At 74.1% G+C, this 15,903-nt stretch carries 14 protein-coding genes; 13 read left to right on the top strand and 1 reads right to left on the bottom strand.

Annotation, left to right across the window (positions count from 1 at the left end; translation table 11 throughout):
- The first annotated feature begins 1,312 nt into the window (after positions 1–1,312).
- Positions 1,313–1,918 (top strand): HIT family protein, encoded by a 606-nt coding sequence (locus tag C1A33_RS26215; protein ID WP_423748151.1) that lies wholly within the window; start codon positions 1,313–1,315, stop codon positions 1,916–1,918.
- A gap of 44 nt (positions 1,919–1,962) precedes the next feature.
- On the opposite strand, the gene C1A33_RS26220 is transcribed toward C1A33_RS26215, so the two are convergent.
- On the bottom strand, positions 1,963–4,137 hold the full coding sequence (locus C1A33_RS26220) for an elongation factor G-like protein EF-G2 (protein WP_101834227.1): 2,175 nt from the start codon (positions 4,135–4,137) through the stop codon (positions 1,963–1,965).
- A gap of 166 nt (positions 4,138–4,303) precedes the next feature.
- Between C1A33_RS26220 and pgsA the strand changes: the two genes are divergently transcribed.
- The 12 genes from pgsA (at position 4,304) to secD (ending at position 15,900) form a co-directional block, all read left to right on the top strand.
- Positions 4,304–5,059, top strand: coding sequence for a phosphatidylinositol phosphate synthase (gene pgsA, locus C1A33_RS26225; RefSeq protein ID WP_243407966.1), 756 nt, complete (start codon positions 4,304–4,306; stop codon positions 5,057–5,059).
- A gap of 78 nt (positions 5,060–5,137) precedes the next feature.
- Positions 5,138–6,025 carry a phosphatidylinositol mannoside acyltransferase gene (locus C1A33_RS26235; RefSeq protein WP_243407967.1) on the top strand — a complete coding sequence of 296 codons (888 nt, stop codon included), beginning with the start codon at positions 5,138–5,140 and terminating at the stop codon, positions 6,023–6,025.
- 40 nt (positions 6,026–6,065) lie between these two features.
- The gene (locus tag C1A33_RS26240) at positions 6,066–7,193 is read left to right on the top strand and encodes a glycosyltransferase family 4 protein (protein WP_101834233.1); all 1,128 of its coding nucleotides are present in this window, start codon (positions 6,066–6,068) and stop codon (positions 7,191–7,193) included.
- 72 nt (positions 7,194–7,265) lie between these two features.
- Positions 7,266–7,859: a hypothetical protein gene (locus C1A33_RS26245; RefSeq protein ID WP_243407968.1), complete on the top strand. Its 594-nt coding sequence runs from the start codon at positions 7,266–7,268 to the stop codon at positions 7,857–7,859.
- A 209-nt stretch (positions 7,860–8,068) separates the two neighbouring features.
- Entirely contained in the window at positions 8,069–9,019 is a 951-nt protein-coding gene (pdxS, locus tag C1A33_RS26250) for a pyridoxal 5'-phosphate synthase lyase subunit PdxS (RefSeq protein ID WP_101834235.1), read from the top strand.
- Entirely contained in the window at positions 9,016–9,615 is a 600-nt protein-coding gene (gene pdxT, locus C1A33_RS26255) for a pyridoxal 5'-phosphate synthase glutaminase subunit PdxT (protein ID WP_101834236.1), read from the top strand. The genes pdxS and pdxT overlap by 4 nt, the downstream gene beginning before the upstream one ends.
- Positions 9,616–9,637: 22 nt before the next feature.
- Positions 9,638–10,393 carry a YebC/PmpR family DNA-binding transcriptional regulator gene (locus C1A33_RS26260; protein WP_101834238.1) on the top strand — a complete coding sequence of 252 codons (756 nt, stop codon included), beginning with the start codon at positions 9,638–9,640 and terminating at the stop codon, positions 10,391–10,393.
- 143 nt (positions 10,394–10,536) lie between these two features.
- A complete protein-coding gene (gene ruvC / locus C1A33_RS26265; protein ID WP_243407969.1) occupies positions 10,537–11,118 on the top strand; it encodes a crossover junction endodeoxyribonuclease RuvC in 582 nt (193 codons plus the stop codon).
- Entirely contained in the window at positions 11,115–11,870 is a 756-nt protein-coding gene (gene ruvA, locus C1A33_RS26270; RefSeq protein ID WP_101834241.1) for a Holliday junction branch migration protein RuvA, read from the top strand. The genes ruvC and ruvA overlap by 4 nt, the downstream gene beginning before the upstream one ends.
- 37 nt (positions 11,871–11,907) lie before the next feature.
- The gene (ruvB, locus tag C1A33_RS26275; protein ID WP_101834243.1) at positions 11,908–12,981 is read left to right on the top strand and encodes a Holliday junction branch migration DNA helicase RuvB; all 1,074 of its coding nucleotides are present in this window, start codon (positions 11,908–11,910) and stop codon (positions 12,979–12,981) included.
- 323 nt (positions 12,982–13,304) lie between these two features.
- Complete coding sequence (gene yajC, locus C1A33_RS26280; protein ID WP_101834245.1) at positions 13,305–13,838, top strand: preprotein translocase subunit YajC; 534 nt, start codon at positions 13,305–13,307, stop codon at positions 13,836–13,838.
- A gap of 148 nt (positions 13,839–13,986) precedes the next feature.
- Entirely contained in the window at positions 13,987–15,900 is a 1,914-nt protein-coding gene (gene secD, locus C1A33_RS26285; RefSeq protein WP_101834247.1) for a protein translocase subunit SecD, read from the top strand.
- The last annotated feature ends 3 nt before the right edge of the window (positions 15,901–15,903 follow it).

The following is a 15,903-nucleotide window of genomic DNA, read 5'->3' on the forward strand; positions in this document are numbered from 1 at the left end:
GGTTGGGGGAGGTCGGGGGCGTGGGTGGGTCCTGCGGTCCGGAGGCCTGGGTGAGGGTCAGGCAGGCCGTCCTTGGTTCATGGTTGCTCCTCCGGCGGATCGGCGCGACTGATCTGCCGCGGATTCCCCTTTGGTGGCGGTCGGCGCAGTCCTGACCTGTGGCCTGGCAGGTGGGGCCGGGGTGGGGTGTACGGCGCGCTCGGACCCGGGCGGCGGTCGGAACCCGGGCGGCGGTCGCCAGCGTGGCCTGCATATATAGCGCGATTCGGACAGATCTGCCAGCCGTCGGCCGGCCGCGAGGCTGGGGGAGAGGTGGCCCGCACCCCCACTTTGGTGCCATGGCGGTGGGGGCGTTCGTCGGCGGGCGCGCGGACGGGGCTCCCGCGCGATCGCGGGAGCCGGCCGCTCGGTGGTCACGAGGTGTGACGGCCGGCGGGTCGGCGGCGAGGCCCGCGGGCGCCACGGAGGGCGATGGCGCGGTCGGTCGGCGGGTGTCGGAATCGGCGCGGGACTGTCGGGGAACCTTCAGGTGGTCCGGGTCCGGACGATCGGCGGGACCCGGACCGCCCGGGCCGGCGCGCCGGACGCCGGCAGTGGCCTTCTCCGATGGGGCGACTGATGTTTCTCGCGGGTGTCGCCCGGGAGGGTCGTGATGGTCGCGGCGTCGAGCCGTCGTTATTGCGGCGAGCGTTGCGGCGGCGGTTGGCCCGTCGTGGATCGGCATCGTCGTGCGCCCCGCTCTTTCGGTGAGGTGGTTGGTGGGTCCGTGGGTTCACGCGGCACCCGCCGGGTGTCGGGTCCGGTTATTTCCGGGTGGCATGAGGGACGCCCTGTACAGATCGGCTCGCCGCTCGCTAAGCTGATCGTGCAGGGCGTTACGGTCCGGGCAGTTCAACGGCGCAACAGTCCAGCGGTGATGCGATCCGGCGCGCGGTCGGCCATTGTGGCCGACCAATGTGCTGGCACGGCCGCCGGGGCGCCGTGGTTCACGAACCCCGAGATAACCGAACACGCCATGTGGGGAGACTGGCGGCGACCCCCCCACGCCGTCAGTCTCCCCCTTCGTCTTCCTCCACGCACCCGCGCGGCCGGCCCGCCGCCCGCCGTCGCGGGCCGGCCCGTCAGCCCACATCCTGATAAATTGGCGGGACGGTGACCACCCTTCGAGGGGGATCGTTCGACGGGGCGGCGGGCGCGCTGCCGGTGCGGAGGTGGCGCGGGTGGCGCGAGCTGGGCAGTTCCGGGTCGCGGCCGCGGCGGCCGTCGCCGCTGGCACCCTGACCGACGTCGGTGCCGCCGAGGCGGCGCGGCGGTGAGCGCCGAGGTGTCACCAAGCGCGGAGGACTCACCCGCGGTCGAGGTCTCGCCGGGCGGAGTATCCCTGGAGGAGCAGGCCGGCGTCGGCGGCCCGGACTCGTTCCAACGCCTCTACACGCCGCACCGGCTGGCCTACGTCAAGGGCGAAGGACGCGGCCGGGACGACGAGTGCCCCTTCTGCTCCATTGTCGGGATGTCCGACGAGGACGGCCTCGTGGTAGCCCGTGGGAAAGCCGTCTACGCGGTCCTCAACCTCTATCCCTACAATGCCGGCCATCTCCTCGTCGTGCCCTATCGCCATGTCGCCGACTACGCGGACCTGGAAGCCGGGGAAATCGTCGAAATGGCCTTCTTCGTGCGGCGCGCTCTGCGTGTCCTGCGTGCGGCCAGCGGCGCCCACGGTTTCAACACCGGTATGAACCTCGGCCACGTCGCGGGCGCCGGGATCGCCTCCCACGTGCACCAGCACGTCGTTCCCCGCTGGGGTGGCGACACGAACTTCATGCCCGTGGTCGGCGTGACCCGGGTGCTGCCCGCGCTGCTCGGGCAGACCCGCCAGCTGCTCGCCGAGGCCTGGGCCGACACCGCTCCCGACGAGTAGCCGACCCGGCCACCGGCTGGTCGGGCGGCCGGGACCCCGGATGGTCAGGCGGGCAGCGCGTCGGCGAGCTGGCGGGGCATCGGCTCGTAGCCGTGCGGCTCGCGGTGGAAGCTGCCGGTGCCGCGGCTCAGCGCGCGCAGCTCCAGGACATAGCGGGACATCTCGCTCTCCGGCACCTCGGCGTGCACGACGGTGCGCGCCATCGCGCCCGAGCCACCGCCGCCGTTGCCGAGGCCGCCGGCGGCGGCCTGCGCAACCGGCGCGGGCTCCAGCCCGACGACCCGGCCGCGGCGGGTCGACAGGTCGCCCATCACCGCGCCGACGTACTCGTCCGGAACACACACGTCGACGGCCAGCACCGGTTCGAGCACGACCACACCGCCGGCGCGCAGCGCGTCGCGCAACGCCAGGCCGCCGGCGATCTGGAAGGCGACATCCGACGAGTCGACGCTGTGCGCCTTGCCGTCGACCAGCCGCACTCGCAGGTCGGTGAGGGGGTGACCGGCCCGGACGCCCTGGGCCATCTGCGCCCGGATGCCCTTCTCCACCGACGGGATGAACGCGCGCGGGATCGCCCCGCCGACGACCTCGTCGACGAACTCGAACCCGCCGCCCGGCGGCAGCGGCTCCACCTCGATCTGGCAGACGGCGTACTGGCCGTGCCCGCCCGACTGCTTGACCTGGCGGCCCAGGCCGCGGGCCGGGCCGCGCAGCGTCTCCCGCAGCGGGACGACGGTGGGAACCCGGTCCACGGCGGCGCCGTACCGGTTCGCGAGCCGGTCGAGCACCGCCTCGGCGTGCGCCTCACCCATGCTCCACAGGACGAGCTGGGCGGTCTGCGGGTCCTGCGCGACGCGCAGGGTGGGGTCCTCGACCGCGAGCCGGGCCAGCGCCGTGGACAGGCGGTCCTCGTCGGCGTGGCCATGCGCGCGGATGGCCACCGGCAGCAGCGGCTCGGGCATGGTCCACGCGGGCAGGTGGCACGGGTCGTCCAGGCTGGACAGGGTGTCGCCGGTCTCCGCGGTGCCGAGCTTCGTCACCACGCAGATGCCGCCGGCCGGGCAGTCCGTCACGCTGTGCAGGGACGCGCCGTGGGGGCGCGACAGCGCGCCGACCCGCTCGGTGTCCTCGTGGTCGGCGTGCCCGACCGCGACCCGGCCGTGCCCGCTGACCTTGACCAGGTCGTCCGGTCGCAGCGTCCCGCTGAAGACCCGCACGACGGACATCCGCCCGACGTAGGGGTCGGTGGTCGTGCGCACGACCTCGGCGACGAGCCCTCCGTCGGGGTCGCCGGTGGCGGGCGCGCGCACCGAGCCGTCCGGGCGGGTCAGCGTCGGGAGGGGATGTTCCGCGGGGGCGGGGAAGCCGCGGGCGATCAGATCGAGCAGTTCCCGGGAGCCGAAGCCGCCGGCGCCCGCCGCGCCGCGGCCGGCCGCAGGCAGCTGGCCGACCGGCAGCACCGGGAAGAACGTGCCGCGGGCCACGGCCTTCTCCAGGTCGGCCAGCAGCCGGTCGGGGTCCGGGTCCGCCCCGGACAGGTAGTCGTCGAGCAGGATCTCGTCCTCGCTCTCGGCGATGATGCCCTCGACGAGGGCGGCCCGCCCCGGGGCGCGGCGCGCCTCGTCCGCCGTCCGGTCGAGCTCATGGCGGCCGGTCGGGCCGTACTCGACGATGCGGCCGGTCAGCAGGCCGGTCAGCCGGATCCGGCCGTCGCTCGAGCGGGTGGGCAGCCAGGCGGGCACCACACCGGGCCCGAACGCGTCCCGGCAGGCGCGCAGCGCGGCGGTGAAATCGCCGCGGACGTGGTCGAGATGGGTGATCGCGAGGGCGCGGGGCATGCCGACCTCGGCGCACTCCGCCCACAGCATGCCGGTCGCGCCGTCCACGCCGTCGACGGCGCTGACGACGAACAGCGCGGCGTCGGCGGCCCGCAGGCCCGCGCGTAGCTCACCGACGAAGTCGGGATGCCCGGGGGTGTCGAGCAGGTTGACGGTGAGCCCGTCGTGGCTGACCGAGCACAGGGTGAGGCCGGTCGAGCGGGTCGGGCGGTGCTCGGGTTCGGCGTGCCCGACGTAGCTGGTGGGTGCCGGCTGATGGTCGTCGTTCTGGCGCTCCGGGGGTCCGGCGGTGGCCAGCAGCCGGTCCACCAGCGCCGTCTTGCCGGCGCCGGTGTGCCCCACCAGAACGACGTTGCGTACTTCACACGCGCGTGTCGACATCCCGCCTCCTAGATCGACAGTTCTCCTCCCGTCCGTATCGGCAGGGTCCTCCCCTGTGACGTGGAGCACAAGCCCGTGGGGGAGCGTGGTCGGGAATGCACCGATCGTGGCGGCGGTACTGTGAAGACCGCCCGAAGCCGGGCACACGCGGGACGACGGGACGGACATGCTCGCTAGCAAGGCACGACCGCAGATCCAGAAGGTGCTCGACCCGGTGAGCCAGTGGGCCGCCCGGTCGTCGGTGTCGCCGGACGTGGTGACGATCATCGGCACCGTGGGGGTCGCCGGGGCCGCGCTGGGCTTCTTCACCCGGGGGGTGTTCTTCCTCGGTACGGTCGTGATCACCCTGTTCGTCTTCTCCGACCTGATCGACGGGGTGATCGCCCGGGCTCGGGGCATCTCGTCGAAGTGGGGCGCGTTCCTCGACTCCACCTCGGACCGGGTCGGCGACAGCGCGATCTTCGGCTCCCTGGTGATCTGGTATGCGGGCGACGGCGACTCGATACCCCTGGTGGTCGCGGCGCTGATCTGCCTGGTGGCGGGCTCGATCACGTCGTACGTCAAGGCGCGCGCCGAGGGGCTCGGGTTCAGCTGCAACGTCGGGTTCGCCGAACGCGGGGAGCGGCTGCTCATCCTGCTGGTCGCCGCCGGGCTGTACGGCCTGGGTGTGCCGTACCTGCTGCCCGCCGCGCTGTGGTTCCTCGTCGGTGCCACGACGCTGACGGTGGTGCAGCGGGTCGTGCACGTGTACCGGCAGTGGTACCGGGCCGGTGATCCGCCGGCCTCGACGGCGGCGCCGACGGTGCCGCCGGGCTCGGTCGTCCCGCCGGGCACGCCCATTCCGCCGGGTTCGCCGCTGCCGCCCGGCTCGGCGTTCGTCGCCGGTGACCCCGCGGCGGCCGCCTCCAGCCGTGCGCTGTGAGGCGCGTGCCGGCGAGCCCGCCGGCGCCGCCCACCGGCCCGCCGGTCGGGTGAGGCGCGGCCCCTCGTCGCGATGGCCGTGACCGCGGGGCGCCTCGTCCGTGGGCGGCCGCGCGCGGCGGACCTGACCGACCTCGCCTACGCCGCGGGGTGGCGGGGCGTGCGGGCGCTGCCCGAGCCGCTGGCCGCCGCGGCGTTCCGACTCGGCGCCGACCTGGCGCTGCGTCGCGACGGGCGCGGGGTGCGCCGGCTGCGTGCGAACCTGGCCCGGGTCGCCCCCGCCGGCACCGACCTCGACCGGCTGACCCGGGCGGCCATGCGCTCCTACGCACGGTACTGGCTGGAGGTCTTCCGCCTGCGCGAGCTGGGCGAGGATCGGATCGTCGGGCGCATGCGCCTGCTCGACGAGCACCTGTTGCGCCAGTCCCACGCCCGCGGCGGGGGAACGATCCTCGCCCTGCCGCACATGGGGAACTGGGAACAGGCCGGTGCGTGGCTGGCGGCGACCGGCATTCCGTTCACGACGGTCGCCGAGCGGCTGCGCCCGGAGTCGCTGTTCGAGCGGTTCGTCGCGTTTCGCACCGCGCTCGGGATGGAGGTCATCCCGCTGACCGGCGGTGAGAGCCCGCCGTTCGACCTGCTGCGCGAGCGGCTGCGGGGCGGGGGGACGCTGTGTCTGCTCGCGGATCGGGACCTGTCCCGGTCCGGGGTGCCCGTCGAGTTCTTCGGCGCCACCGCGCGGATGCCCGGCGGCCCGGCCGCGCTGGCGCTCGCCACCGGGGCGACCCTGCTGCCCGTCACACTGTGGTTCGACCGCGACGGCTGGAGCGGGCGGATCCATCCGGCCGTGCCGCCCAGCGACGTGGCCACGATGACCCAGAGTCTGGCCGACGCGTTCGCCGCCGGCATCGCCGCGCATCCGGCCGACTGGCACATGCTCCAGCGCGTCTGGCGTGACGATCCATGAGCCACCAGGGCCGCGGCGGTGGCCGGGCGTCGGTGGCCCCGTGAAGATCGGCCTCGCCTGCCCGTACACCTGGGACGTGCCCGGCGGTGTCCAGGTGCACGTCCGTGACCTCGCCGAGACGCTGATCGCGGCGGGGCACGAGGTGTCCGTCATCACTCCGGTCGACGACGAGCGGACGCTGCCCGCGTACGCGGTCGATGCCGGCCGGGCGCTGCCGGTGCGGTACAACGGTTCGGTCGCCCGGCTGCTGATGGGCCCGGTCTCCGCGGCCCGGGTCCGGCGGTGGTTGCGCGAGCACGACTTCGACGTCCTGCACGCGCACGAGCCCAGCGCCCCCAGCATCGGCCTGCTGGCCTGCATGCTCGCCGACGGGCCGATCGTCGCGACCTTCCACACGGCCAATCCGCGCTCGCGGTTCCTGGTCGCCGCGCAGGGGGCGCTGCAGCCGTCGTTCGAGAAGCTGCGGGCCCGCATCGCCGTGTCCGAGGCGGCCCGGCGCACGCTCGTCGAGCATCTCGGCGCCGACGCGATCCTCATTCCCAACGGTGTTGCCGTCGACGGCTTCGCCGACGCCCAGCCGCTGCCCGGCTACGGCGACGGCCGGCCCACCGTCGTCTTCCTCGGCCGCATCGACGAGCCGCGCAAGGGGCTCGACGTGCTGCTCGCAGCGATGCCGGCGCTGCTGGCCAGGATCCCCGACGCCCGGCTGCTGGTGGCCGGACCCGGGGACGCGGCGGGGCTGCGGGCACGACTCGAACCGGACCTGCGCACCCGCGTCGACCTGGTGGGCCTCGTCTCCGACGCCGACAAGCCGCGGGTGTTCGCCTCCGGGCAGGCGTACTGCGCCCCGAACACCGGCCAGGAGAGCTTCGGCATCGTGCTGCTGGAGGCGATGGCGGCGGGAACGCCGGTGGTCGCCAGCGACATCGACGCGTTCCGGCGGGTGCTGGACGACGGCCGCGCCGGGCGGCTGTTCGACGTCGGCGACCCAGGCCGGCTCGCGGCCGTGCTCGCCGAGGTGCTCACCGACCCGGAGGCGGCCGCCGAGCTGGTGCGTCGTGGGCGTGGCGTCGTCGAGACCTACGACTGGCGCACGATCGCCGAGCGCATCGTCGACATCTACCAGATGGTCTCCGGGGACCGGCAGGTCTCGGTGGCCGCGAGCTGACCGCCCGGGCCGGTGAGCCTTGCGCCGGGACCGGCGCAAGGTCACAATCGGCCGTTGGTTACGCTGCGTGGGATGAGTGTCCTCGTGGTGGTGGTCGCCCTCGTGGTGGCGGTCGCGACCTATCTGACCTGGCTGGCGCTGCGACTGGACCGGCTCGCCGCCCGGGTGGCGGACGCCCGTGGTGGCCTGGTGGCCCAGCTCGTGGCCCGTGCGGCCGCGGCCGGTGATCTTGCCGAGCGCTGCGCGCTCGACGATCTGGCGGCGAGCGCCCGCCGGGCGCGGGCGGTCTACCCGCCGCTGCTCGCCGGCGCCGCCCTCGACGGCGGCGTCGAACTTGTCGAGAACGCGCTGAGCCGGTCCCTGCGCTCGGCGGAGGTCGCGGCCGCCGGCCAGCGGTTCCCGGCCGAGCTGCACGCGGTGGACTCCGGGGCGGCCCGGGTGGCCCTCGCCCGCCAGTTCCACAACGACGCGGTGCGCGACCTGCGGGCCCTGTCCGGTCGTCGCCTGATCCGGGTGCTGCACCTGTCCGGTCGCCGCCCGGCGCCCGGCTACTTCGAGATCGACGACGCGCTGCCAGTGCGCGACGACGCGGCGGCCGCCCACGGCGAGCCCTTCGATCACGGCGAGCCCTTCGATCACGGCGACCGTCCCGGCCTGGCCTCCTAGCCCGCGCGAGCGTCCCCGCCCGCGCGGGGGCGGATCCGCGCCCGCCCGGTCGGGCCGGGGTGCGCCGTACGATGGGGTACCGACCCACCCGCACGGGAATCACCAGGCCGGGTATTCGTCATGCAGGCTGGCCCGGACAGGGCGGCGCGCCTGCGGGCGGTGCCCTGTCGTCCGTGGAGCCCGACTGGAGCGAAAAGAGACGGCACATCATGTCCGAGGCCCAGACCGCCTCCACCGCCGGCACGGCGGCTGACACCGCCGGGCAGGCCGACTCCGTCCGGCAGGCCGGCACCGCCCGCGTCAAGCGCGGCATGGCGGAGATGCTCAAGGGCGGCGTGATCATGGATGTGGTCAACGCCGAGCAGGCGCGGATCGCCGAGGACGCCGGCGCCGTCGCGGTGATGGCGCTGGAGCGGGTGCCCGCCGACATCCGCGCCCAGGGCGGCGTCGCCCGGATGAGCGATCCCGACATGATCTCCGAGATCATCGGGGCGGTGTCCATCCCGGTCATGGCGAAGGCGCGCATCGGCCACTTCGTCGAGGCCCAGGTGCTGCAGGCGCTGGGCGTCGACTACGTGGACGAGTCAGAGGTGCTCACCCCGGCCGACCCGCACCACCACATCGACAAGTGGTCGTTCACGGTGCCCTTCGTCTGCGGGGCGACCAACCTGGGTGAGGCCCTGCGGCGGATCGCCGAGGGTGCGGCGATGATCCGGTCCAAGGGCGAGGCGGGCACCGGCGAGGTGTCCAACGCGGTCGTGCACATGCGGACCATCCGCGCCGAGATCGGCCGCCTGTCCACGCTGCCGACCGAGGAGCTCTACGCGGCGGCGAAGGAGCTGCGCGCGCCGGTCGAGCTGGTCGCCGAGGTGGCCCGGCTCGGGCGGCTGCCCGTCGTGCTGTTCACCGCCGGCGGCATCGCCACCCCGGCGGACGCGGCGCTGATGATGCAGCTCGGCGCGGACGGCGTGTTCGTCGGCTCCGGCATCTTCAAGTCGGGCGACCCGGCGCGGCGCGCCCGCGCCATCGTCGAGGCCACGACGATGTTCAATGACCCGGACGTCCTGGTGAAGGTCTCGCGCGGGCTCGGCGAGGCGATGGTCGGCATCAACGTCTCCGAGCTGCCGCCGTCGGCGCGCTACGCCGACCGCGGCTGGTGAGCGGTCCGCGGATCGGCATCCTCGCCCTGCAGGGGGACGTGCGCGAGCACGCCCGGGCGCTCACCGACGCCGGGGCTGTCCCGGTGGCGGTGCGCCGGGAGTCGGAGCTCGCCGAGGTGGACGGGCTCGTCCTGCCCGGCGGCGAGTCGACGACGATCGGCCGGCTGCTGCGGGTGTTCGAGCTGCTGGACCCGCTGCGGGCGAAGGTCGCGGCGGGCTTGCCCGTGTTCGGTTCGTGTGCTGGCATGATCCTGCTTGCGCGGGACGTCGTGGACGGCCGGCCGGATCAGCCACTGATCGGCGGGCTCGACATGGTCGTCCGGCGCAACGCCTTCGGCCGGCAGGTCGACTCGTTCGAGGCGGATCTCGACGTCGTCGGCGTGCCGGGACCGCCTGTGCACGCGGTCTTCATCCGGGCACCATGGGTAGAAAAGGCGGGCGGCGCGGTCGAGGTGCTGGCACGTGTCGCCGAAGCGCCGGTGGCGGTCCGCCAGGGATCGCTGCTGGCCACCGCGTTCCATCCCGAGCTGACCGGTGACTTCCGGGTCCATCGGCTTTTCGTCGACGTCGTGCGATCGTCCGGGTTCGGTCGGTGATCGCAGGTAAGAGGGGCAGGACATGAGCGGTCACTCCAAGTGGGCGACCACGAAGCACAAGAAGGCGGTCATCGACGCCCGGCGAGGCAAGCTGTTCGCCAAGCTGATCAAGACGGTCGAGGTGGCCGCCAAGACCGGCGGCGGGGACCCGGCGGGCAACCCGACGCTCGCCGACGCCATCGCCAAGGCGAAGTCGCAGTCGGTGCCGAACGACAACATCGAGCGGGCGGTCAAGCGCGGCTCCGGCGAGCTCGCCGGCGGCGCGACCTACGAGTCGATCACCTACGAGGCCTACGGGCCGAGCGGGGTGGCGATCCTCGTCGAGTGCCTGACCGACAACCGCAACCGCGCGGCCTCCGACGTCCGGGTGGCGATCACCCGCAACGGCGGGACGGTGGCCGACCCCGGTTCGGTGTCGTACCTGTTCAACCGCAAGGGCGTGGTGCTGGTCACCAAGACCGACGGGCTGAGCGAGGACGACGTGCTGCTCGGTGTGCTTGACGCCGGGGCCGAGGAGGTCAACGACCTCGGGGACGCCTTCGAGGTGATCTCCGAGGCGACCGACCTGCACGCCGTGCGGGTCGCGGCCACCGACGCCGGGCTCGAGGTCGGCTCCGCGGACATCTCCTGGCTGCCGAGCGTCAGCGTGTCGCTGGACGCCGAGCCCGCCGCCAAGGTGCTCAAGCTGGTCGAGGCGGTCGAGGATCTCGACGACGTCCAGAACGTCTGGTTCAACGGCGACATCTCCGACGACGTCATGGAGCTCGTCACCAGCTGAGCGGCCGGCGGCCGTCCCGGAGCGATCTGTTGGGCGTGTCGTGGATGTCCGGTTGCGCGGCGCGATCTACCATCGAACGGATGTTCTTGGGGTCGCGATGCTCCCGGGCCGCGAGGTTCTGGGCGGCGGGGTCGGGAGGATGGATGCGGGTGCTGGGCGTCGATCCGGGGCTGACCCGGTGCGGGCTGGGCGTCATCGACGGTGCCCTGGGCATGCGGGCCAGCCTGGTCGAGGTGGGAGTGGTGCGCACACCGGCCGGCGTCGAGGTGCCGGAGCGGCTGCGTGCCATCGCGGACGGCATCGACGCCTGGCTGGACCGCACCCGCCCCGAGGCCGTCGCCGTGGAGAAGGTCTTCAGCCAGGCCAACGTGCGCACGGTCATGGGCACGGCGCAGGCCGGCGCGGTGGCGATCACGCTGGCCGCCCGCCGCGGCCTGCCGGTCGGTCTCTACACCCCCAGCGAGGTCAAGGCGGCGGTCACCGGCAGCGGCCGGGCGGACAAGGCCCAGGTCGGCTTCATGATCAGCAAGCTGCTCGGGCTGAGTGAGGTCCCGCGGCCGGCCGACGCGGCGGACGCGCTGGCGCTGGCTCTGTGCCACCTGTGGCGGGGCCCCGCGCTGGCCCGGATGCGCGCGGCGGCCGGTGGCGGCGCGGCGCCGGGCACCCGTGCGGCTGGCGCGGCGCGCATCCTGCCGGGTGGCGCGGGCAGCGGGGTGGCCGGGTGATCGCGTCGGTGTCCGGCACGGTGGCGGCGCTCGGCCCGCTGTCCGCCGTCGTCGAGGTGGGCGGGGTCGGCCTGCTGATCCAGTGCACCCCCTCGACGCTGGCGGGGCTGCGGGTGGGGGAGCCGGCGGCCCTCGCCACCACCCTCGTCGTGCGCGAGACCGAGCTGACCCTCTACGGGTTCGTCGACGCCGACGCCCGGGACGTCTTCGAGAGCCTGCAGTCCGCCGCCGGGGTGGGGCCCAAGCTCGCTCAGGCCGTCCTCGGCGTGCTCGACCCCGACGCGGTCCGCCGGGCCGTGGCCGAGGAGGACCTGGGCCTGCTCACCCGCGTTCCCGGGATCGGGCGCAAGGGCGCCCAGCGGATCGTGCTGGACCTGCGTGACCGGCTCGGCCCGCCGCGCGGCGGGGCCGTCGTGCCCGGCCCGCGCGGGTCCGCCTCGGCGGCGGCCGCCGTGCCCGGCGCCCCCGCCGGCGTCGGTGACGCGGTGCGGGAGGCGCTGGCCGGTCTCGGCTACTCCGCCCGCGAGGCCGAGGACGCGGTGGGTCGGGCCCTCGCCGCGCTCGCGGCGCCCGCGCCCGAGCAGGGCGGTGCGGGAGCCGCCGGCGGAGATCCCGCGGGTACGGGCGGTCCCGCGGGCACGGGTGCTGCCGTGGGCACTGGCGCCGCCGTGGGCACTGGGAGCGATCCCGGTGGCGCCGCTCCCGACGCCGCGACGCTGCTGAGGGCCGCCTTGGCCGTGCTGCGGCGATGACGGTCCCGTCGGCGCGCCGCCGCGGGGGAGGGCGGGCGTGAGCGAGCAGGGGCTGGTCTCAGCGGCCGCGAACGCGGAGGAGCGGGCGTTCGAGGCCGGGCTGCGGCCGCGCACGCTCGCCGAGTTCGTCGGCCAGCGCAAGGTCCGCGAACAGCTGTCGATCATGCTGGAGGGTGCGAGGGGCCGCGGGCGCCCGCCGGACCACGTGCTGCTCTCCGGCCCGCCGGGCCTCGGCAAGACCAGCCTCGCCATGATCATAGCGCAGGAGCTGGAGGTCCCGCTGCGGATGACCAGCGGCCCGGCGATCGAGCGCGCCGGTGACCTCGTCGCGATCCTGACCGCGCTGTCCCCCGGCGAGGTGTTGTTCCTCGACGAGATCCATCGCATCGCCCGTCCCGCCGAGGAACTGCTCTACTCGGCGATGGAGGACTTCCGCGTCGACGTGATCCTCGGCAAGGGCCCGGGTGCGACGGCGATCCCGCTGGAGGTCGCCCCGTTCACCCTCGTCGGCGCGACGACCCGGTCGGGGCTGCTCACCGGCCCGCTGCGAGACCGCTTCGGCTTCACCGCCCACCTGGACTTCTACGACCCCGACGAGCTGACCCGGGTGCTCACCCGCTCCGCCGGCCTGCTCGGCGTCCCCCTCACCGAGCACGGCGCGGTCGAGGTCGCCGGGCGCTCCCGCGGCACCCCGCGCATCGCCAACCGGCTGCTGCGCCGCGTGCGCGACTACGCCGAGGTGCGTGCCGATGGGGTGGTCACCCGCGAGACCGCCGCCGCGGCCCTGCGCGTCTATGACGTCGACGTTCTGGGCCTCGACCGGCTCGACCGCGCCGTGCTGGAGGCCCTGGTGCGCCGGTTCGGCGGTGGCCCGGTGGGGCTCACCACGCTCGCCGTGTCGGTGGGGGAGGAACCGGAGACGGTGGAGGACGTGGCCGAGCCGTTCCTGCTGCGGGCGGGCCTGCTGATCCGCACCTCCCGCGGCCGGGTGGCCACCCCGGCGGCCTTCACACACCTCGGCGTCGAGCCCGTCGTCGAACCACTCGGGCGCAGCCAGGCCGCGCTGTTCCCGGACGGCGGCCAGTCCGCGCAGGGGGCGGACTTCCCGTAGGTGGGAAGCGGGTGCGGGGACGGCGGCACCGTGTCGCGAACTCCGCGTGTGATGTCCGTGTTGTCGCCGAATTCGCGGCACGGGGGCCGCCGCAACGCCGTCGGAACGTAGCCGCGCCCCGCCGCTCCGACGCGCTTGAAGATCAAATCTCGCGACGCGCCCTGGAAGCCCCCGGGGGGCGGGCGCGTGCGGGTCAGCCGGGCGCGTGCCCGGCCGACGGCGGGCCGACGCGCCGCCACCCCAAACCCGGACAGTGTGGCCCTGCCCACCGGCGGCATCCGGTCGATACGTACGATCGCCGCAACACATCAGGAGGACAGGACGTGCACGGACTCGTAAGCGCGGCGACGGCGGCCAGCAACAACGGCGGCGGATCGATCGGTGGGTTCCTTATCCCGCTGATCCTCGTCCTCGCGGTGGTCTACATCTTCTCGATGCAGCGTCGCCGCACGAAGGCTCAGCAGGAGCAGGTGTCCAAGCTCGCTCCCGGCTCCCTGGTGATCACCACCGCCGGTCTCTACGCCACCGTCGTGGAGCTGGAGGAGGGCGACGTCCTGCTGGAGATCGCCCCCGACGTCGTCTGTCGGTTCACCCGCAGTGCCGTCGCTCGGGTGGTCAGCGCGCCGGACCAGGACGGCCAGGCGCACGGCGACGCCGCCCACGACGGCGACGAGCACGAGACCGACGAGCACGAGACCGACGAGCAGGGGGTTGGCGAGCAGGGGGATGGCGGGGACGAGGCCCCGGGCGCCGGGGCGGAGACCACCGCCGGCGAGTCCGGCAGGGCGGACGGCGCCGACGGCCCTACCCTGCGCAAGGACGTGGACGTGAGCCATCCCCCGCACAAGGAACATTGACCCGACGTGGACCTGTCGTCGCGTCACTGCCGGGGGCTCGGAACGTACCCTCGGTGACATTCGTTCGGGTACGTTGAGCACCGCCGCCGCGGGCAACGGTGAGGCGAACCAGCGCCGGTCTACCGGTGCGTAGGGAAGGGACTCGCACGTGGCACGCCGCTCGGCACGGGTTTCCGCGGGAAGCTCCGCCTGGACCCGGCTGGGGATCCTCACCGGGCTGTTGGCGATCCTCTACGGCCTGATGGCCATCACCGGCAACTGGACCCCCCGTCTCGGTCTCGACCTGCAAGGCGGGACGAGCGTGATCCTCACGCCCAAGGCCATCTCCGGCAGTTCCGTCGACTCGGGCGCGATCAACCAGGCGGTGGACATCATCCGCCAGCGAGTCGACGGGCTCGGTGTCGCGGAGTCCGAGGTCCACCGGACCGGCAACCAGATCGAGATCTCGGTTCCCGGCCGGGGCCGCAACGACGTGGTCGACCTCGTGGGCCAGACCGCCGAGCTGCGGTTCCGGGAGGTCTACCAGACGGCGGCGGCTACTCCCGCCCCGGCGCCGAAGCCGACCACCAGCGCGCCCGCGGCACCGACGCCGGCCGCGGGCGCGACGCCCACCCCCGGGGCCGGCACGAGCACCGGCGCCCCCGCCTCGCCCCGACCGTCGGCCTCGGCCAGCCCGTCGGCCTCCAACCGGCCCGCGGCGCTCGGCGACGGCTCCGGCCTCGTCGCCCAGCCGGTCGCGCTCGCCGCCGCCGGCGGCACCCACACGAGCGCCGCCGGCAGTGTCGTGACGGCCGCCTCGGTCGCGCCGGGGGCCGCCACGTCGTCGTCCCCGGCCGCGTCCGTCGCCCCCGTGGCCTCCACGGCCCCGGCCGCGCCCGCGGCGTCCGCCTCGCCGGCCCCGTCCACGACGGCGGCCGCCGGCGACGCCGGCACGCCGCCGGCCGACGCCGTCGCCCGGTACAACGCTCTGACCTGCGCGGCCTCCGACGTGCGCCAGGCGTCGGTGAGCACCGACCGGCCCACCGACTGGACCGCCGCCTGTGAGCGCAACGGGACGACCAAGTACCTGCTCATGCCCGCGTCCGTGGTCGGTACCGACGTGAAGACGGCCTCCGCCGGCCTGCAGGGTGGCGGCGGGACAACCAACATCAACACCGGCCAGTGGGTCGTCAACGTCGAGTTCACCGGCTCGGGGCAGAGCAAGTTCACCAAGCTGACCGAGCGGACCATCAACAAGCAGGTCGCGATCGTGCTCGACGGCGTGGTGCAGTCCGCGCCGGTGACCAACGAGCGCATCGCCGGATCGGCCCAGATCTCCGGCTCGTTCACGCAGTCCGACGCCGAGGACCTCGCCAACGTGCTGCGCTACGGCGCGCTGCCGCTCGCGTTCGAGCGTTCCCAGGCGGAGTCGATCTCGCCGACCCTGGGCCACGACTCGCTGCACGGCGGCCTGCTCGCCGGGGTCATCGGGCTGCTCCTCGTCGTCGCCTACTCGTTCCTGTACTACCGGGCACTCGGGATCGTGGTGGTGGCCTCGCTCGCGGTCTCCGCGGCGATCATCTATGCCTCGGTGGTGCTGCTCGGGGCCGCGATCGGCTTCACGCTGACGCTCGCCGGCATAGCCGGTCTGATCGTCTCGATCGGTGTCACCGCGGACTCGTTCGTCGTCTACTTCGAACGCATCAAGGACGAGGTGCGGTCCGGGCGGACGGCGCGGGCGTCCGCGGACCGGGCCTGGCCCTCGGCTCGACGCACGATGCTCTCGGCGGACACGGTGTCGTTCCTCGCCGCCGCGGTGCTGTACATCCTGTCGATCGGCTCGGTGCGCGGGTTCGCCTTCACCCTCGGCCTGTCGACGCTGAGTGACGTCCTGATCATGTTCATCTTCACCCGGCCGATGGTGGCGCTGCTGGTGCGGCGCAGGCTGTTCTCCACCAGCCGGTTCTCGGGCCTGAGTCCGACATCCGTCGGCGGGCGGGCCGCCCCCGCGCCGTCGGCCGCGCCCGGCCGGACCCGGCTGGCCAAGCGGCCGTCGCCGGCCGGGCAGAAGCGGGAGAGCTGACAG

It is taken from the genome of Frankia canadensis (genome assembly GCF_900197875.1).
Taxonomy (GTDB): domain Bacteria; phylum Actinomycetota; class Actinomycetes; order Frankiales; family Frankiaceae; genus Frankia; species Frankia canadensis.

Bases quoted from the DNA above. Each gene is read 5' to 3' on its own strand.
- C1A33_RS26220 (WP_101834227.1), bottom strand. From the start codon at position 4,137: ATGTCGACACGCGCGTGTGAAGTACGCAACGTCGTTCTGGTGGGGCAC.
- pgsA (WP_243407966.1), top strand. From the start codon at position 4,304: ATGCTCGCTAGCAAGGCACGACCGCAGATCCAGAAGGTGCTCGACCCG.
- C1A33_RS26245 (WP_243407968.1), top strand. From the start codon at position 7,266: ATGAGTGTCCTCGTGGTGGTGGTCGCCCTCGTGGTGGCGGTCGCGACC.
- pdxS (WP_101834235.1), top strand. From the start codon at position 8,069: ATGTCCGAGGCCCAGACCGCCTCCACCGCCGGCACGGCGGCTGACACC.
- C1A33_RS26260 (WP_101834238.1), top strand. From the start codon at position 9,638: ATGAGCGGTCACTCCAAGTGGGCGACCACGAAGCACAAGAAGGCGGTC.
- ruvC (WP_243407969.1), top strand. From the start codon at position 10,537: ATGCGGGTGCTGGGCGTCGATCCGGGGCTGACCCGGTGCGGGCTGGGC.